Origin of the sequence: Nocardia sp. NPDC005745 (assembly GCF_040630775.1) — a bacterium.
GTDB lineage: Bacteria > Actinomycetota > Actinomycetes > Mycobacteriales > Mycobacteriaceae > Nocardia.
Genome location: NZ_JBEXYF010000036.1, coordinates 32,119 through 49,427, shown reverse-complemented (window position 1 = coordinate 49,427; position 17,309 = coordinate 32,119). Strand labels below are relative to the sequence as shown.

At 69.9% G+C, this 17,309-nt stretch carries 16 protein-coding genes; 8 read left to right on the top strand and 8 right to left on the bottom strand.

All coding sequences use genetic code 11. The annotated features are described in order from the left end of the window. Positions 1-131: 131 nt before the first annotated feature. The 3 genes from ABZ420_RS29305 to ABZ420_RS29295 all read right to left on the bottom strand — a co-directional run bounded on the left by ABZ420_RS29305 (position 132) and on the right by ABZ420_RS29295 (position 2,932). On the bottom strand, positions 132-1,151 hold the full coding sequence (locus tag ABZ420_RS29305; protein WP_357129323.1) for an alcohol dehydrogenase catalytic domain-containing protein: 1,020 nt from the start codon (positions 1,149-1,151) through the stop codon (positions 132-134). A 31-nt stretch (positions 1,152-1,182) separates the two neighbouring features. Beyond that, positions 1,183-1,875: a TetR/AcrR family transcriptional regulator gene (locus ABZ420_RS29300; protein ID WP_357129320.1), complete on the bottom strand. Its 693-nt coding sequence runs from the start codon at positions 1,873-1,875 to the stop codon at positions 1,183-1,185. Between the two features lie 196 nt (positions 1,876-2,071). Next, positions 2,072-2,932: an NmrA family NAD(P)-binding protein gene (locus tag ABZ420_RS29295; RefSeq protein WP_357129317.1), complete on the bottom strand. Its 861-nt coding sequence runs from the start codon at positions 2,930-2,932 to the stop codon at positions 2,072-2,074. Positions 2,933-3,000: 68 nt separating this feature from the next. Between ABZ420_RS29295 and ABZ420_RS29290 the strand changes: the two genes are divergently transcribed. The 6 genes from ABZ420_RS29290 to pip all read left to right on the top strand — a co-directional run bounded on the left by ABZ420_RS29290 (position 3,001) and on the right by pip (position 9,398). Continuing rightward, complete coding sequence (locus ABZ420_RS29290) at positions 3,001-3,729, top strand: TetR/AcrR family transcriptional regulator (protein ID WP_357129314.1); 729 nt, start codon at positions 3,001-3,003, stop codon at positions 3,727-3,729. Between the two features lie 45 nt (positions 3,730-3,774). Then, positions 3,775-5,457, top strand: a complete 1,683-nt coding sequence (gene mptB, locus ABZ420_RS29285) for a polyprenol phosphomannose-dependent alpha 1,6 mannosyltransferase MptB (protein WP_357129311.1) — start codon at positions 3,775-3,777, stop codon at positions 5,455-5,457. A 73-nt stretch (positions 5,458-5,530) separates the two neighbouring features. Next, entirely contained in the window at positions 5,531-6,463 is a 933-nt protein-coding gene (locus ABZ420_RS29280; protein ID WP_062974856.1) for an ABC transporter ATP-binding protein, read from the top strand. Then, complete coding sequence (locus ABZ420_RS29275) at positions 6,460-7,251, top strand: ABC transporter permease (protein WP_357129308.1); 792 nt, start codon at positions 6,460-6,462, stop codon at positions 7,249-7,251. Before ABZ420_RS29280 ends, ABZ420_RS29275 begins: the two co-directional genes overlap by 4 nt. 66 nt (positions 7,252-7,317) lie before the next feature. After that, positions 7,318-8,292 carry a heme A synthase gene (locus ABZ420_RS29270; RefSeq protein WP_357129305.1) on the top strand — a complete coding sequence of 325 codons (975 nt, stop codon included), beginning with the start codon at positions 7,318-7,320 and terminating at the stop codon, positions 8,290-8,292. A 116-nt stretch (positions 8,293-8,408) separates the two neighbouring features. Further along, positions 8,409-9,398, top strand: a complete 990-nt coding sequence (gene pip / locus ABZ420_RS29265; protein ID WP_357129302.1) for a prolyl aminopeptidase — start codon at positions 8,409-8,411, stop codon at positions 9,396-9,398. Positions 9,399-9,410: 12 nt separating this feature from the next. On the opposite strand, the gene ABZ420_RS29260 is transcribed toward pip, so the two are convergent. The 3 genes from ABZ420_RS29260 to ABZ420_RS29250 form a co-directional block, all read right to left on the bottom strand. Continuing rightward, positions 9,411-11,642 carry a serine/threonine-protein kinase gene (locus ABZ420_RS29260; RefSeq protein ID WP_357129299.1) on the bottom strand — a complete coding sequence of 744 codons (2,232 nt, stop codon included), beginning with the start codon at positions 11,640-11,642 and terminating at the stop codon, positions 9,411-9,413. Between the two features lie 180 nt (positions 11,643-11,822). Continuing rightward, on the bottom strand, positions 11,823-12,626 hold the full coding sequence (locus tag ABZ420_RS29255; RefSeq protein WP_357129296.1) for a transporter substrate-binding domain-containing protein: 804 nt from the start codon (positions 12,624-12,626) through the stop codon (positions 11,823-11,825). A 3-nt stretch (positions 12,627-12,629) separates the two neighbouring features. Continuing rightward, a complete protein-coding gene (locus ABZ420_RS29250) occupies positions 12,630-12,980 on the bottom strand; it encodes a hypothetical protein (RefSeq protein WP_357129294.1) in 351 nt (116 codons plus the stop codon). A 61-nt stretch (positions 12,981-13,041) separates the two neighbouring features. On the opposite strand from ABZ420_RS29250, the gene ABZ420_RS29245 reads away from it, so the two are divergent. Beyond that, positions 13,042-14,007, top strand: coding sequence for a quinone oxidoreductase (locus ABZ420_RS29245; RefSeq protein ID WP_357129291.1), 966 nt, complete (start codon positions 13,042-13,044; stop codon positions 14,005-14,007). A 42-nt stretch (positions 14,008-14,049) separates the two neighbouring features. Here ABZ420_RS29245 and ABZ420_RS29240 read toward each other — a convergent pair whose 3' ends face one another. After that, complete coding sequence (locus tag ABZ420_RS29240) at positions 14,050-14,652, bottom strand: TetR/AcrR family transcriptional regulator (RefSeq protein WP_357129288.1); 603 nt, start codon at positions 14,650-14,652, stop codon at positions 14,050-14,052. A gap of 84 nt (positions 14,653-14,736) precedes the next feature. Between ABZ420_RS29240 and ABZ420_RS29235 the strand changes: the two genes are divergently transcribed. Then, entirely contained in the window at positions 14,737-16,152 is a 1,416-nt protein-coding gene (locus ABZ420_RS29235; protein ID WP_357129285.1) for an FAD-dependent monooxygenase, read from the top strand. Here ABZ420_RS29235 and ABZ420_RS29230 read toward each other — a convergent pair. Next, entirely contained in the window at positions 16,145-17,035 is an 891-nt protein-coding gene (locus ABZ420_RS29230) for a heme o synthase (protein ID WP_040867469.1), read from the bottom strand. The genes ABZ420_RS29235 and ABZ420_RS29230 overlap by 8 nt on opposite strands. Positions 17,036-17,309: the final 274 nt, after the last annotated feature.

The following is a 17,309-nucleotide window of genomic DNA, read 5'->3' as shown; positions in this document are numbered from 1 at the left end:
GAGAAAACGCTGATCGAACCGGTCGGCGCGAGTTCGCGCGAACTCGGAACCGCCGCGGCCGCCTCCGCGAAGTGATCGTCGCCACCGGACACCGGGTCGCGACGGTCCGCAGTGCGATTCGTCACAGACGTTCAGCGCACGGCCACCAGTTTCATCGGCGTCTCCAGCAGCGCCTCCATCGAGTCCTCCCACGGGACCGTCGCCGTGGTGACCAGCGACGGATCGAAGCGACCGGCCGCCACGAGATCGAGGACCTCGGGAATGACCGGGCGCACGTGCGCGCGGCCGGTGCGCAAGGTGCAGCAGCGGGTGTACATGCCGAAGAGCGGCAGCGCGACGTCCTGCGTCTGGACGCTGACGCTCGTGCACCAGCCGTCGTACGCCGTCGCGTCGATCGCCCCGCGCAACGCTTTCGCCCCGCCCGCCGCCTCCACGACGATCGGGAACCGCCCCACCCGCGCGTCGCGGGGCCCTTCGATCGCCTCCGCGCCGAGCGACTTCGCGATGTCCAGTCGTCGGCCGGAGTCGTCGAGATAGACCACCCGGGCGGAGCCGAGGGCGACGGCGAGCCCGGCGGCGTACAGACCGATCGACGGCGCGGCAGGGCCGCCGATGACCAGCACTTCGGCGGCGGGGTCGTCGGCCAGCTGCGGGCCGACCGAGCGATAGGCGTCCGGGATGTTGTCGCTCGCGCTGGCCACCGCGGCCGGGTCGACGCCGGAGGGCAGCCGCACCAGCATGGCGTCCGCGTGCGGCACCAGCGCCAGGTCGGCCCACAGCCCGCCCCAGTCCAGCCCGCCCATGGCGCCGAGGCCGAACGACGACAGCCGCGGATGGCTCACGCAGTTGCCGGTCCGCCCGCGTGCGCACGCCCGGCACGCGCCGCAGGAGATCTGGAACGGCACCACCACCAGGTCGCCGACGGCGACGCCGCGTACCTCCGGCCCGATCTCGACGACTTCCGCCACTCCCTCGTGCCCGAACGGATACGGACCGGGCAGCGGGAAGGCTCCGCGCAGAACGGCCGGGTCGATGTCACAGGTGGCCAGCGCGACGGGCCGCACCAGCGCCTGGCCGGGCCCGCTCAGCACGGGTTCGGGATGTTCTTCCCAGCGCATCGCACCAGGACCGGTCAGCATCAGACGCTTCATCGTCCGAGTGTCGCTAGAACGTTCTTTCTAGTCAAGCGTTCCATGCCGTATCGCCTTCCTGCGCAGGAGTTTCCGGAAATTTTCCGGGACGCGCGGCGGCGCCGGACTCGCCGGTGGCCGCCGCTCGGCGCGGCGCGGGCACCGGACCGCCGATCCCCTCCGCCGCGAACGTCGCCCGGATCAGCCGCTCCATCGACTTCGCCACCGTGCGTAGCGGGGCGTCCGTCTGCCGGATCCGGGCCAGAATCGTGGCGCCCTCATAGGCGGCGACCACCGTCGTGGCCAGCTCTGCCGCCTCCTCGCCGCCGAGCCCCAGTTCGGCGAGCAGTCCTGCGAAGGCCTGCTCCATCGCCTCGAAGGCGTGCACACAGGCCGAGCGCACCGCCTCGACGTCACTGCCACCGTCCAGCGCGGGCGTCCCGACCGGGCATCCGTCGGTCCACTCCGAGTCCGCGAGCTTGCCGACCATGAATTCGAACAGCGTGGCCAAGGTGGCGAACACATCGGTGGGCGCCTGCCGGATCATCCGGCCGGTCAGCACACCGGTCCCGGTGATCGCCGCGACCGCGATCTCCTCCTTACCCCCCGGAAAGTGGTGATAGATCGAGCCATACGGCAGTTCGGCCGCCTCGCTCAACGCCTTCAGACCGAACCCGTGATACCCGTGCCGCGCCAGCAGCCCGGACGCGGCCACCTCGATCCGCCGCCTGGACTCCGAAACCATCTGTCGATTGTGCCCCGCGAGCGGAGCAAGTCCGGACAGAACGACCGGGGTCCGTTCGCGGTACGGGATCGTCGCTCGAACCAGGCCGCGGAATCCGGAACTCCCCGCGATGCCGCACATTCGGCGGGTGCCTACAGCGCCTTGTCACCGAGGAGTGCGATTGATCGTCCGCGGTCCAGGCATGCGTAGGCCGTGCTCAGCGAGGAGTGGCCGCCGACAGAATCGAACTGACCGGTACGGCGGGACGCTGGAGCAGGCTTTCGAGGTGGCCGGTGGTAGTGGCGAACTCCCCGCGGCGGGCGGCCCGGAACATGCCGAGGAGCATGGCGGCCCGCTCCTCCGGGACTCCGTGAGCGACCAGGGAAGCGGCCCATTCGGAGTCCTCCGCGATGACGCGGCGGATCGTTCGTCCGCTCTGTTCGGTGAGAATGGCGGCGATGTCGGCGAGGTCGAGGGCCTCCGGGGCGGTCAGGGGCGGGGTCGGCCCGTCGAACCGGTCCTCGTCGGCGAGGATGATCGCCGCCGCTTCGGCGAGGTCGGCATGGGCGGTCCAAGAGACGGGGCCATCGGCCGGTGCGATCAGTTCACCGGTGTCCAGCGCCGAGCCCAGCAAGAGCGGGACCGTGCCTGCGTAGAACCCGTTGCGCAGTGCGGTGAACGGTATGCCCGTGGCCGCCAGGTAGCGCTCGGTCGCGGCGTGATCCGGCATGGGCGAGAACACCGAATCATCGGCGGCGGCCTGATGGCTGGTGTAGAGGATGCGTCCGACCCCGGCCGCGCGTGCGGCGTCGATCGCCGCGACGTGCGCGGCGACGGCCGCCTCCCCGGTCAGGTTCGCCGAGACGATCAGCACTTGGTTTGCGCCTTCGAATGCCTCGGCCAGGGATGACGGGTCGGTGAAGTCGCCGCGCCGCACCCGCACACCGCGGGCGGCCAACTCACCCGCCCGGTCGATATCGCGGACGCTGACGCCGACCCGAGCGGCTGGTACCCGCTCCAGCAGCCGATCGACGATCTGAGAGCCGAGCAGTCCCGTGCCTCCGGTAACGATGATCATCCGCACTCCTGAACATTGATAATATCACTGTTATCAACGCCGATATTAGCACCGATTAGGATGGCCGCATGGCAGAGTCGAGGTCGAGCAGCGCGAGCAGGCACGAGACCAGGGAGCGCATCGTCGAGGTGGCTGGGCGGCTGTTACGCGAACAGGGCCCGCACGCCGTCACCACCCGCGCGGTCGCGCACGCGGCGGGCATGCAGGCACCGACCATCTACCGGTTCTTCGACGACAAGGACGCGTTGCTCGATGCCGTCGCCGAGCACGTCTTCACGACCTACGTGGCGGGCAAGGCCCGCGCCGACGAGCAGGGCGACCCGGTGGCCGATCTTCGCGCCGGATGGGACATGCACATCGACTTCGCACTGACCAATCCGGCGGTCTTCTCGATGCTCACCGACCCCCACCGCGGGACCGCCTCACCCGCCGCGGCCGCCGGGCTGCAGGTGTTGCGCGCCCGGGTGCATCGCGTCGCGGCGGCCGGCCGGCTCCGGGTAGGCGAGCGCCGCGCCGTCGAACTCGTCCACGCCGCCGGGACCGGGGCCGCCCTTGCCCTGTTGTCCGTCCCGCCACAAGACCGCGACCTCGGGCTTGCCGACGCGATGTACGAGGCGGTGACCCACGCGATCCTGACCGACGTCCCACCACTTTCCGCCGGCGACGCCACCGCGGCCGCACTACGAGCCGCCGCACCGGAATTGCCGATGCTCTCCGACGCCGAACGCGCCCTGCTGTCGGAATGGCTGGGACGAACCGACGATAACCCCACCGGCAACACTCCCCGTCCCCGCTGACATCGACCCGACAGACCGGGGTGCGCACCAACTAGGCTGCGTTGCGTGGCGGTACTGGACGGCGCGCGGCGCAGGACACTGGCGGTCGGGCGCCGGGCACTCGGACTCGACGTGCCCGCGGCCGATCACACCATCGCGGTGCTGCACAGCGACGAGTCGGAGGTGCCCGGTCTCGACCGCAAGGAGCTGGCGCAGCTCGACCGGATCCGCCTGATGGGCGCGACAGGCACGGTGCTGATGGCGATCAGCGCGCTCGGCATCGGCGCGCAGCCGGTGCACCAGAACCCGACCTCCGGCGTCCGCGTGCTGGGCATCTTCGCCCGCGCCCATACCGGCTCGCTGGCCATGTGCATGACCGGCACCGTCGTGGTCGTGCTGGCCTGGCTGCTGCTGGGCCGATTCGCGATCGGCGGCATCGGCGGCTCCCCGATCCACCGGCTGACCCGCTCGCAGCTTGACCGCACGCTGTTGCTGTGGCTGATCCCGCTCAGCGTCGCTCCCCCGCTGTTCAGCAACGACGTCTACTCCTATCTGGCACAGAGCGAGATCGCCGCGCGCGGCATCGACCCGTATCAGGAAGGCCCGGTCGCGGGACTCGGGATCGACAACGTCCTCACCAACAACGTGCCGACCATCTGGCGCGACACCCCCGCGCCCTACGGTCCGCTGTTCCTCTGGATCGGCCGTGGCATCGCCGAACTCACCGGTGACAACATCATCGCGGGCGTGTGGGTGCACCGGATCCTCGCGCTCGGCGGCGTCGCGCTGATCGTCTGGGCGCTGCCCCGGCTCTCCGTGCGCTGCGGCGTCGCACCGGTGAGCGCGCTGTGGCTCGGCGCGGCCAACCCGCTGGTGCTGTTCCATCTGGTCGGCGGCGTGCACAACGACGCGCTGATGCTCGGCCTGATGCTGGCGGGCCTGGAGTTCTGTCTGCGCGCCATCGAGGACACCCACCCGTTCGACGGCCGGGCCTACGCGTGGCTGATCAGCGGGGCGATCATCATCACGCTGTCGTCATCGATCAAGTTCACCTCGATCATCGTGCTCGGGTTCGTCGGGATGGCGCTGGCGCGGCGCTGGGGCGCCTCGCTGCGCACGGTCGCCATCGCCGCGGCCATGCTCGGCGCGATCGCCATCGGCACAACGCTTTTCATCAGTTCGGTGAGCGGGCTCGGATTCGGCTGGATCTACACGCTGAACACCGCGAGCGTGGTGCGCAGCTGGATGTCGCTGCCGACCGTGCTCGGCATCATCACCGGGTTCGGCGGTGTGCTGCTCGGACTCGGCGATCACACCACCGCGCTGCTGAGCATCACCCGCCCGATCGCGGCGCTGGTCGCGGGCTTCTTCACCGTCCGGATGCTGGTCGCCACCGGCACCGGGCGGCTGCATCCGGTCGGCGCGCTGGGCGTGGCGCTCGGTGCGATCGTGCTGCTGTTCCCGGTGGTGCAACCCTGGTACCTGCTGTGGGCGATCGTGCCGATGGCGGCTTGGGCGACCCGGCCGGTGTTCCGGGTTCCGGCGGTGGCGTTCTCGGCGATCGTGAGCGTCATCCTGATGCCGCGCGGCGCCGATCTGGAGGTGTTCCAGATCGTGGGCGCCGCGATCGCCACCGTGATCGTCGGGGTGCTGTTCATCGTGATCACGCGCAACTCGCTGCCCTGGCGCGGGCAGACGGGGGTGTCGGCTCCGTCACAGGTGCCCACCTCCTACGGTGTGACATCGTGACCGAGCGTGGCGAGGGAGCCATCTACACAGCATCACCGGGTGCGCCGAAACCGAGCGCCCGCGAGGCTGAGTCGTGACCACGACTTCCGGACCGGCCGTCAGCGTCGACGCCGTCGTCAAGCGGTACGGCGAGACCACGGCCGTGGACGGACTGACGTTCGAGGTCGAACCGGCACGGGTGCTCGCGCTGCTCGGCCCGAACGGCGCGGGCAAGACCACGACGGTGGAGATGTGCGAGGGATTCGCCACGCCGGACGCGGGCACGGTGCGCGTGCTCGGCCTGGACCCCGTCGCCGATTCCGAACGGCTGCGCCCTCGCATCGGCGTCATGCTGCAAGGCGGCGGCGCGTATCCCGGTGCGCGCGCGGGGGAAATGCTCGACTTGGTGGCCGCCTACTCGGCGGATCCGCTCGACCCGGACTGGCTGCTGCGCACGCTCGGCCTCCAGGACAACCGCCGCACCCCCTACCGCCGCCTCTCCGGCGGCCAGCAGCAGCGGCTCGCCCTCGCCTGCGCGCTGGTGGGCAAACCGGAGATCGTGTTCCTGGACGAACCGACCGCGGGCCTGGACGCCCAGGCCCGGCTGATCGTCTGGGAGCTGATCGACGCCCTGCGCCGCGACGGGGTAACCGTCGTGCTGACCACGCACATGATGGACGAGGCCGAGCAACTCGCCGACCAACTGGTGATCATCGACCACGGCCGCATCGTCGCCTCCGGCACCCCCGCCGAGGTCACCGCGCACGGAGCGGCCGGGCAGCTGCGGTTCAGCGCGCCGCCCAAACTGGACCTGGAACTGCTGGCGAACGCCCTGCCCGAAGGGTTCGCGCCCCGGGAGACCACCCCCGGCACCTATCTGGTGGAGGGCGAGATCAATCCGCAGGTGCTCGCGACCGTCACCGCGTGGTGCGCGCGAATGAACGTGCTGGCCACCGACATCCGGATCGATCAGCGCCGCCTCGAAGACGTCTTCCTCGAACTGACCGGACGGGACCTGCGCGGATGAGCGAGCACGACGCGACCGCCAACCGATTCACGCCGGGCACCTTCGCCCCCGGCCCGCGCCCGAGCAGCCGCGCCGCGATGCTGTTCGCGCAGACCAGGCTCGAGCTGATCCTGTTGCTGCGCAACGGCGAACAACTCCTACTGACCATGTTCATTCCGATCACCCTGCTGGTCGGCCTGAGCCTGCTGCCGTTCGGTGATCTCGGCGCGCACCGGGTGGACAAGATCGTGCCCGCGGTGATGATGGTGGCCGTCATGTCCACCGCGTTCACCGGTCAGGCCATCGCCGTCGGCTTCGACCGCCGCTACGGCGCGCTCAAGCGGCTCGGCGCGACGGCGCTGCCGCGCTGGGGCGTCATCGCGGGCAAGAGCGCGGCCGTGCTCATCGTGGTCGTTCTGCAAGCCGTCCTGCTCGGCCTCATCGGCTTCGCACTGGGATGGCGACCGCAACCCGTCGGGCTGCTGCTGGGCGCGGCGGTGATCGCGCTCGGCACCGCGACCTTCGCGGCGATGGGCCTGCTGCTGGGCGGCACCCTGAAAGCCGAGGTCGTCCTCGCGCTGGCCAACATCCTGTGGTTCGTCATGCTCGGCGTCGCCAGCATCGTGTTCGCCGCCGACGACCTGCCCGCCGTGGTGAGCGTGCTCGCCCGGCTGGTGCCGTCCGGCGCGCTGGCCGAAGCGCTGGAAACCGCGATGGACACCGGTGTCGACTGGTTCGGGATCGCCGTTCTCACCGTATGGGGCGTGGTGTCGGGCGTGGCGGCCACTCGCCTGTTCCGCTTCCACTGAGTCTCAACGACGAAATGTAGTAGACCGGGTGAAGCCGCCGGATCCGGCCCGGCTACCATTTTCGACGTGCTGTATCGCGCGTTCTTGCGACTCGTCGACAAGCTGCCACTGCCCTCGCTGCGAGCGCAGCGCCTGATCGCGCTCGCGGTCGTCCTCTCGCAAGCGGGCATCTCGGTGACCGGCGCCGTCGTGCGGGTCACCGCGTCCGGTCTGGGCTGCCCGACCTGGCCGCAGTGCTTCCCCGGCAGCTTCACCCCGGTCGCGGTATCGGAGGTTCCCGCGATCCATCAGGCGGTCGAGTTCTCCAACCGGCTGCTCACCTTCCTGGTCACCCTGTGCGCCGCCGCGGTCGTGCTGGCGGTGACCAGGGCGCGCCGCCGCCGCGAGGTGCTGGTGTACGCGTGGCTGATGCCCGGCGGCACCGTCGTGCAGGCGATCATCGGCGGCATCACCGTGCGCACCGGACTGCTGTGGTGGACCGTGGCGACCCACCTGCTCGCGTCCATGGTGATGGTGTGGCTCGCGATGGTGCTGTACGCGAAGATCGGCGAGCCCGACGACGGCATCGAGGCCGTGCGCGCCCCCGCGCCGCTGCGCTGGCTCACCGCGCTCGCCGGGGTCGCGCTCAGCGCAGTCCTGATCGCGGGCACCCTGGTGACCGCGGCGGGTCCGCACGCGGGCGACAAGAGCATCGAGCGTCAGGTCGAGCGGTTGCAGGTCGAGATCGTCACCCTGGTGCATCTGCACTCGCAGCTACTCGTCGGGTATGTCGCACTGCTGGTCGGCCTGACGTTCGGCCTGTTCGCGGTCGGCATCGCTCCCGCCGTGCGCACCCGGCTGTTCGTGCTGCTCGCCCTGGTGTGCTCGCAGGCGCTGGTCGGCGTCGTGCAGTACTTCACCGACGTCCCCGCGGCGCTGGTCGTCGTGCACGTGGGCGGGGCCGCGGCGTGCACCGCCGCCACCGCCGCACTGTGGGCTTCGCTGCGCACGCGCGAGCGGGTCACCGTCCCGAAGCCGGACCCCGCGACGCAGCCTGCCTGAGCGAGTTGCATGGGCCATGGGACGGATCGCTCGCGGCGCGTGCCCTTGCGGAAGCTCTCCTCGGCGATTTTCCGACGCCGGGCGGCGATCCACGCTCGGCGGTAGCGTGATCGGTCGTGTCCACGCCTGAGCCGCGATCCGATGCGCCGCAGCCCTTTCCCGATGTCGAGCCGTACGCCCACGGGCTGCTCGACGTCGGAAACGGCCAACGGATCTACTGGGAGACCAGCGGTAACCCGAATGGCAAACCCGCGCTGGTGGTGCACGGCGGCCCGGGCGGCGGTGGACGGCGCGGAGCGCGGAAGAGCTTCGACCCGGCGGCCTACCGGATCGTCCTGTTCGATCAACGCGGCTGCGGGGAGAGTCTGCCGCACGCCTCCGACCCCGCGGTCGAGCTCGCGCACAACACCACGCATCACCTGATCGCGGACATGGAACGGCTGCGCGAACACCTCGGGATCGACCGGTGGCTGCTCTACGGCGGGTCCTGGGGGGCGACGCTGATCCTCGCCTACGCGCAGCGCTTTCCCGAACGAGTCGGCGAGATCGTGCTGGCCGGCGTCACCATGACCCGGCAAGAGGAGATCGACTGGCTCTACCGCGACGTGGCGCGGCTGCTGCCCGAGCAGTGGGAGACCTTCCGCACCGGCGTCCCGCTCGCCGACCGCTACGGCGATCTCGTCGAGGCCTACCGGCGGCTGGTGGAAAGTCCCGACGCCGCCACCCGCGAGTCGGCGGCGCGGCGGTGGTGCGCATGGGAGGACGCCGTGATCGCGCACGAAAACCTCGGCAGCCCCGGGCAATACAGCGCGAAACCGGATGCCGCGCGTATGGCGTTCGTCCGGATCTGCACGCACTACTTCGCCAACGCGGCCTGGCTGGAGGACGGGCAGTTGCTGCGCGACGTGCACCGGCTGACGGGCATTCCCGGCGTGCTGATCCACGGCCGACTCGACCTGAGTGCCCCGCTGTACACCGCCTGGCAGCTGGCCCAGGCATGGCCCGAGGCGGAATTGCGGGTCATCGATGATTCCGGGCACACCGGCAGCCCCGCCATGGGTGCGGCGATCCGGCGGGCGATCGCCGAGTTCGCCGGACAGCTCTAGCCCCGCGGCCGATCAGCCGACGCCCGCCGCCGGTCTTCTGACCACCCGCTGAAGCGCGCGCAGGTCCGCGTCGAGCGTTCGGTACAGCCAGTACACGGCGACGAAGGCGAGTCCACCGACCGCGCACAAGCCCAGGACCGAGTCGCGTACCAGTGGAAGTTCCGCGGGTTCGAGCAGGCTGAATCCGGCCAGCACCCCGACCAGCGGCACGGAGGCCGTGACCGCGAGATACACCGTGGTTCTGCGCCGCAGCGCGCGGATGTCACCGGAGTCGAGTGCGGTCGCGCGGCTGTAGCGCAGGTAGACCGGATAGACGCAGCGGACGATGTAGAACGTCGACAGGAAGAACGTGTAGGCAACGGAGATGATGCCCGCCATGAAAACGGTCATCGCCGCGTGGATCACCAGCCGCGCGGGCAGGTCGGTGAGCCACAGGCACAGGAAGACCCCTGTCACGGTTGCCGAAACCCCGGTCTGGAAGGTGTTCAGCGCGCACATGTCACCCCAGAACAGCGTTCGCGACCGCGCTCGCGCGAGCAGCGCGTCGTCATAGCGTCTGCCACTGCGCAAGCCGCGGGGAACCGCGATCAGATCACGCGACATATACGCGTAGATGACGATCGACAGCGTCCCCGCGATGAGAACGAAAACGTAGACGCCCATGTTGAGCTGCGCATTGGTGGCATCGGACAAGCGCTCCCTGATCAGTTCTTGAACGTGCACCGCCATGTAGACCGTGGCCAGCCCGACGCCGACCAGCGAAGACAGCCACAAGATCGGGGTGGGCCTGCGGGAAAGTCGTGCGCGCCAGCTGTCCGGGGGCGGATAGACCAGATCGCGTGCCCGCTGCTCCAGGCACAAGTCGAGCTGCTGAGCCAGTTCCGAACCGGACGAGTAGCGGTCCGCGCGGTCGGGCGACAGACACGTCAGCAGTACCCGGCGCAGCGCCATGGGGCAATCCGGCGGCAGCTCCGACAGGAACGCAGGCTCGACGGGGCTGCGCCGCAGTTCGATCATGCGGGCCAGCGACGTCTGCGAATCACCCGCGGACGTTTCGTCCGCGAAGGGGCGGTGCCCGGTGAGCAACTCCCACAGCATGACGGCCAGCGCGAAGATGTCACTGCGCGTGTCCAGCTCCCCCGCGGTCGCCGGGAGGCCGGGATGGCACGCTTCGAGCTGTTCGGGCGACATGTACGCCAGCGATCCGCCGAAGTACGCCAGCGGACTGGTGCCCTTGACGCGTTTGCTGAAGCTGACGTTGAAGTCGGCCAGCTTCGGGCTTCCCTCGGCGCTCAGCAGCACGTTCGCGGGTTTGATGTCGCGATGCAGCACCCCTCGTTCGGACGCGTGCTGTAGAGCGTCCGCGAGTCGGCGGCCCAGCCAGGCGACGGTCTCCGGCCAGGTCAACGCGGCGATCCGCGCCCGAACGGCGGATTCGGTCGGCCGGACCTCGCCCTTGTCGGCGAGCACCTTGTCGATGGCATCGAGCAGCAACTGCCCACCCCGCTGCTGCGGCGGCGTCGCGCGCGCCAGGCGCAGCACGTCGAGCAGCGTCCCGCCGGGGAGGTACTGCATGTAGAGCAGCTTCAGCTCGTCGTCGGCGATGAGCCGCTGATCGAAGATGCGCACGATGTATTCGTGGTCCAGCTGGGCGAGGGTCTGCGGCTCGTTGCCGTGGTTGTGCGAGATCTTGACCGCGACCAGTCGCTGCATCGATTGCTGGCGAGCGAGATACACCTGGGCGAACGCGCCCACCCCGATCCGCATCAGGAGGTCGAAATCATCGACCTGGTCGCCGACGTCGATGGCGTCGAGCGCGACCTGGGCACTCGGGCGAGCGATCATCGTGCTGCGGTAGTCGCTGGTGAGCCGGTCGAGTTCCGCGGCGGCCGCGGTGGCGGTGGCGGTCACGTCGGTGGTGTCGCCGCCCTGCTCACCGCGGCGCATGGCGTGGTATTCCTCGTAGACCAGATCGGCCGGGAAAGGACCATTGCGCAGTTCGGGGAACTCCGCGCGGTAGTCGATGAGCCGCTTCGGAAAGTGGTAGCGCAGCCAGCGATACTCGAGGTCGACCTTGATCAGTTCGATCAAGATCGTGCGCCGCTCGGCTTGCTCGGCGGGTAGGTAAGCGGACAGGTCGGGCGGGGAGCCGGCCGCCCAGGCCTCCGAGAACTGCGCCACGACGGCGGCGAGCGCCGCGCGGGTTCGTTCGGCTGAATCGACCAGGTCGATCGGCTCACGCATCGGTAGCTCGGAATCAGCCAGGATCGTTCATACGGCGGCTACACACGGTGCGTCCTGCCTGGTAGGTCTCCCACATCAGCTCCTCGAGTTGAAGGGCCCTGTTCAAGGGTATCGCCCAGCGAGGGGTGGGCGCTGCTGACTTCGGCGCTGTCCATCGCGCTCCCCGGACGGCGAACGGATTCAGCCGACGGAGGCGTTCGGCCCGATCCACTGCTCGAACAACCGGTCCACCGCGCCGGTCGCGAGCCGGGTCGCCAGGTAGGCGTCCACCAGCGCCGCGAGGACCGGATCGTTCTTGCGCACCAGCAGCACCTTCCCGAACGAGTCGAACGGCGCTTCGGGATGCAGCACTTGCAGGTCCGGGTGCTGACGCACGCGGTAGCGGCCCTCGACCGAATCGGTGACGAACACGTCGGCACGGCCCTGTTCGACTTCGCCGAAGATCGTCAGATTGTCCGGCCACAAAGTGAGCTGTGCCTCGGGGAAGTTGTTGCGCGCGAATTCCTCGTTCGTCCCACCGCGATTGGCGATCACGCGCACACCGGGACGGTTGATCTCCGCGATGGCCGAGTACGCCGCGCCGTTCGCACGATGGGTGATCGGGGCCTTGCCGTCGGTCCCGTAGGTGATCGAGAAGTCGGCGAACATCCGGCGCGACGGCAGGTCGGAGATGCCCCCGACCGCGAGATCGCAATTCCGTTCGGCGAAGTCCGTCTTCAGGGTCGCCCAGGTCACGGGCACGAACTCGAGCGGGCGGCCGAGCAGTGCGGCGAACCCCCGCGCGAGGTCGACGTCCACACCCCGGTAACCGCCCGCCTCATCTCTGATCGAGTAGGGCGGATAGTCGCCGGGCGTGCAGGCGCGCAGCACGTTCGAAGTCTCCGACGGCTGCGCGGCGGCCGGAATCGCCGCTGCGACAAGAGCTGTCCACCCGGCGACGAGCACCGCGCCGATGCGGCCGGGCAGCGTCACTCGGCTACGCACCGATCACTTCTCGTTGCGCGCCTTGGGAAAGCGAGACTGCTTGGCGACCCAGCCCGCCATCTTGGCCCAGTGGCCCTTGCGCGGGGTGACGATCGAGCTGAGTTCCCGGTCCCATTCGTCCGCCTCGGTGAGGCCGTCGATGGTCTCGATCACTGCCTTGGCGGTGTCCAGGTCCGGAACGACCCGGTCACCGAGGACGCCGTCGGCGCCGACCAAGGTGACGCGCACGCCCGCGCGACCGATGGGCTGGAGCACGGCCGTGGCCGATCCGCCGTGGTCAGCGACGAACCCTTTGACGGACTCCACGAGGGCGCCCGGCAGCTTCGCCGGCGCCGTGGCGGTTTCAGTACTCATGGCAGGCAGTTTACCGACCGGTAGGCCCCACGCCCGCCGCGCGGGTGTAGAACTAAAACACATGCGCGCCATTCAGGTTTCCGAACACGGTGGTCCCGAGGTCCTGAAGTACGTCGAGGTGCCCGATCCGCGGATCGGACCGGACCAGCTGCTGGTCGAGACGCGGGCGATCGGTGTCAACTTCATCGACACCTACATTCGCACCGGACGCTACCCCCAGGACGTTCCGTACGTCCCGGGCGCGGAGGGCACCGGCGTCGTCGCGGAGGTCGGCGCGCACGTCACCGAGTTCGCGGTCGGCGACCGGGTGGCGTGGTCGGCCGCGCCGGGCAGCTACGCGCCCAAGGTCGCGGTGCCCGCGGCCGTCGCCATCCCGGTGCCCGACGCCGTCGACCCGCCGGTGGCCGCGTCGGCGCTGTTGCAGGGCATGACCGCGCACTATCTCATCGAGTCGATCTACCGGCCCGAGCCCGGCGAGACGGTGCTGGTGCACGCGGGCGCGGGCGGCGTCGGCCTGATCCTCACCCAACTGCTCACGGCACGCGGCGTGCGGGTGATCGCGACGGTGTCCACCGACGAGAAGGAGACGCTCTCGCGCGCGGCGGGCGCCGCGGAGGTGCTGCGCTACGGTGACGACCTCGCCGAGCGGGTGCGCGCGCTCACCGACGGCGTGGGCGTGGCGGCGGCCTACGACGGCGTCGGTGCGGCCACCTTCGAGGCGAGCCTCGCCGCGTTGCGCGTGCGCGGCACGCTCGCCCTGTTCGGCGGCGCGAGCGGCCCGGTGCCACCGTTCGACCTGCAACGGCTCAGCACGGCCGGTTCGCTGTTCGTCACCCGGCCCACGCTGGCGCATTACACCCGCGACCGCGCCGAACTCACCTGGCGCGCGGGTGACATCCTCGACGCCATCGCCAAGGGCACGCTGAACATCCGGATCGGCGCCACCTACCCGCTCGCCGACGCCGAACGAGCACACCGCGACCTGGAAGGCCGCAAGACCACCGGTTCCATCGTCCTGCTGCCATGAGCCGCCGACGGTCGGCGACCCGACGAGTCGCCCACCGTCGCATCAGTAGTCGCGGCCGGTGAGACCGCGATAGATGAAGCGAGTCAGGCCTTCCACGGCCTGCTCGTCGGTCAGTTCGACGTTTCCTTCCTCGACCGCCGCCAGCAGGCTCTGGGTGAGCAGGAACATCATCGCCAGGCTGGCATCGGCGGTGGCCGGCAGCCGCAATCCCTGGTCGGCGAAGCCCGCCACGTGATCGGCGATGTCCGCGCGCTGCTGGATGCCGAAGCGCGCGACCAATCGCGCGAATTCCTCGTTGACCAGGGCGGCCTGATTCACCGCGCGCAGCACGGGCGCGTGCTCCCGCGCGAAGGTCCAGTACCCGGCGACGTGATAGCGCACCGACTCCGGATCGCTGAAATCCGGGTTGTGATCCGGCCCCTCCGCGCGCTCGTCCCCCGCCGCGGCCAAGTCGTTCAGCAGGGCCTGAAGCAGTTCTTCCTTGCTCGCGAAGTGGTTGTAGAACGACCCGGCCGCCCGGCCCGCGGTCGCCGTGATGTCGGTGATCTTGGTGTTCAGGTAGCCGCGCTCGGCGAACAAGCGCAACGCCGCGGCCTTCAACGCCTGCTCGGTCTCGGCCGACTTCTCCTTGCGACTCAGCGACACCCACCTCACCTCCTTGACAAGGCAACGTACCAAGAGCAAAACTGAATTTGCATTCAGTGAATTCTGATTCATCAGGAGTAGCTCATGGCACAGCTCGTTCTCGTCGCCGGCGCCGGGCCCACCGGTCTCACCCTCGCCCTCGATCTCGCTCGCCGCGGCATCCCGGTTCGCATCGTCGACAAGGCGGCCACGTTCTTCGCGGGCTCGCGCGGCGACGGCATCCAGCCCCGCACGCTGGAAGTATTCGACGACCTGGGGGTATTGGACGCGGTGCACGCGGCCGGGATGCCGACACCGGTGATGCGGGTGCACCTCGGCGGCGAGTTCGTCACCGAGCGCAGGATGAGCGAGCCGGTCGAGCCCACCCCGGCTGTCCCCTACCCCAACCCGTGGGTGCTCGGCCAATCGCAGACCGAGGCGATCCTGCGCGATCGGCTCGCCGAATTCGGCGTGCGCGTGGAGCTGGGCACCGCACTGGCCGCCTTCGACCAGGACGACAGCGGCGTCACGGCGACGCTGGAACGCGACGGCGTGCGTGAGACTGTGCGCGCCGCGTACCTGGTGGGCGCCGACGGCGGCAAGAGCACCGTCCGCAAGGCGCTGGGCATCGCGTTCGAGGGCGAGACCGACGAGTCGCTGCGGATGCTGCTCGGCGACGTGCGCGCCGACGCGCTCGACCACGAATTCGGCTACTGGTTCGCCGCCGCCGACCAGCCGATGCAGGGCATCGCGTTGTCCCCGCTGCCCGGTGGGCGGCACTTCCAGTTCGCGGCGCCGCTCACCGCGGACGAGCAGCCGGGCCTGGACCTGCTGCAACGGTACGCCGACCGCTACTGCGGGCGCGACGACGTCACCATGACCGACCTGACCTGGGCGACGGTCTGGCGGCCCAATGTCCGTCTCGCGCAACGGTTCCGGGACGGCCGGGTCTTCCTCGCCGGCGACGCCGCGCACGCGCATCCGCCCACCGGCGGCCAAGGATTGAACACCGGCGTCCAGGACGCCTACAACCTCGGGTGGAAGCTGGCCGCCGCCCTGGCCGGAGACGACACCCTCCTGGACAGCTACGAGATCGAGCGCAGGACGGTCGCCGCCAGGGTGCTCGGACTGAGTTCCGAACTGCTGGACAAGCTGATCGACGGCGACGAGGACGCGATGCGGCGGGGGCCGGAGACCCAGCAGCTGGACATCAGCTACCGCGACCCGGCCGTGCGCGACCAGCTGGCGACCGGCGACCGGGCGCCGGACGCGCCGGTGAAGGACGACGCGGGGCGGCCGGTCCGGTTGTTCGACCTGTTCCGCGGGCCGCACGCGACGGTGCTGTCCTTCGGCACGCCGCCTGCGGCCGGACCGGACGCGTATGCGGTGGTTCGCCCGGGGACACCGGTAGCCGGGCCGCATGTGGTCGACGTCGACGGGCACGCTTTCACGGCCTATGCCGCGGTCGAGGGCACCCGGGTGCTCGTCCGTCCGGACGGCTACATCGGCGCGATCAGCTGAAGAAGCTGCCGATGGTGTCCCAGCCGAGCACCGAGTCCACCGCGAGACCGCAGAACACGACGGCCAGGTAATTGTTCGACTGGAGGAACAGCCGCAGCGGCTTCACCGATTCGCCGCGCCGCACGCCCGCGTACAGCTGGTGCGCCATGAGCAGGAACCACGCTCCGGCCACCAGCGCCACGGCCGTGTAGATCACGCCGGTGGCGGGCGCCAGGGCGAGGGTGGTGAGCACGGTCAGCCAGGTGTAGACGACGATCTGCTTGGTGACCGTCCGCTCGGTGGCGACCACCGGCAGCATGGGCACGCCCGCCGCGCGGTAGTCCTCCTTGTAGCGCATGGCCAGCGCCCAGGTGTGCGGCGGCGTCCAGAAGAAGATGACGCCGAACAGCGCGAGGGCGGGCCAGCCGATGCCGCCGGTCACCGCCGACCAGCCGACCAGCGCGGGCATGCAGCCCGCCGCGCCGCCCCACACCACGTTCTGCGAGGTGCGGCGCTTGAGGCCCAGCGTGTAGACGAAGACGTAGAACAGGATCGTCGCGACGACGAGCAGGCCGCTGAGCAGGTTGGCCTGCCACCACAGCCAGGCGAAGGAGCCGAGGCCGAGCACGACGCCGAAGACGAAGGCGTTGCGGGTGGGCACCGCCTCCCGGGCCAGCGGCCGCTTGGCGGTGCGCTTCATGACCTTGTCGATGTCGGCGTCGGCGACACAGTTGAGCGTGTTCGCGCTCGCCGCGCCCATCCAGCCGCCGAACAGGGTCGCGAGGATCAGGCGGATGTCGACGGTGCCGCGATCGGCGAGCAACATGGTCGGGATCGTGGCGACCAGCAGCAGCTCGATCACCCTGGGCTTGGTCAGCGCGATGTAGGCCAGCGCCCGTCGCATCAGCCGGGACGGCAGGCCGGGACCCGTGAACCGGTCGGCCAGCGCCGTCGCGGAGGAGCCGTGCGCACCATCGCCACCCGGCCGTTGCCCAATCCGCACTGTCTCTCCTCGCACGCTGTGCATCGCATCCGGCATGGACCAGCAGTGCGCTGGTTCCGGTGGTACGGACGAGCCCGCGCCGGACTTCCGTCCGCCCCGGCGCCCCTGCCGACCGGTGCGGCGCGACTACTACTACAAAGGATGGTAGACCCCCGCCGCCCCCGCCCCTTTCCTC

What these genes read in the sequence shown, in the direction of transcription:
- ABZ420_RS29305 (WP_357129323.1), bottom strand. Translation starts at nt 1,151, where the DNA reads ATGAAGCGTCTGATGCTGACCGGTCCTGGTGCGATGCGCTGGGAAGAA.
- ABZ420_RS29300 (WP_357129320.1), bottom strand. Translation starts at nt 1,875, where the DNA reads ATGGTTTCGGAGTCCAGGCGGCGGATCGAGGTGGCCGCGTCCGGGCTG.
- ABZ420_RS29295 (WP_357129317.1), bottom strand. Translation starts at nt 2,932, where the DNA reads ATGATCATCGTTACCGGAGGCACGGGACTGCTCGGCTCTCAGATCGTC.
- ABZ420_RS29290 (WP_357129314.1), top strand. Translation starts at nt 3,001, where the DNA reads ATGGCAGAGTCGAGGTCGAGCAGCGCGAGCAGGCACGAGACCAGGGAG.
- ABZ420_RS29275 (WP_357129308.1), top strand. Translation starts at nt 6,460, where the DNA reads ATGAGCGAGCACGACGCGACCGCCAACCGATTCACGCCGGGCACCTTC.
- ABZ420_RS29260 (WP_357129299.1), bottom strand. Translation starts at nt 11,642, where the DNA reads ATGCGTGAGCCGATCGACCTGGTCGATTCAGCCGAACGAACCCGCGCG.
- ABZ420_RS29250 (WP_357129294.1), bottom strand. Translation starts at nt 12,980, where the DNA reads ATGAGTACTGAAACCGCCACGGCGCCGGCGAAGCTGCCGGGCGCCCTC.
- ABZ420_RS29245 (WP_357129291.1), top strand. Translation starts at nt 13,042, where the DNA reads ATGCGCGCCATTCAGGTTTCCGAACACGGTGGTCCCGAGGTCCTGAAG.
- ABZ420_RS29235 (WP_357129285.1), top strand. Translation starts at nt 14,737, where the DNA reads ATGGCACAGCTCGTTCTCGTCGCCGGCGCCGGGCCCACCGGTCTCACC.
- ABZ420_RS29230 (WP_040867469.1), bottom strand. Translation starts at nt 17,035, where the DNA reads ATGCGACGGGCGCTGGCCTACATCGCGCTGACCAAGCCCAGGGTGATC.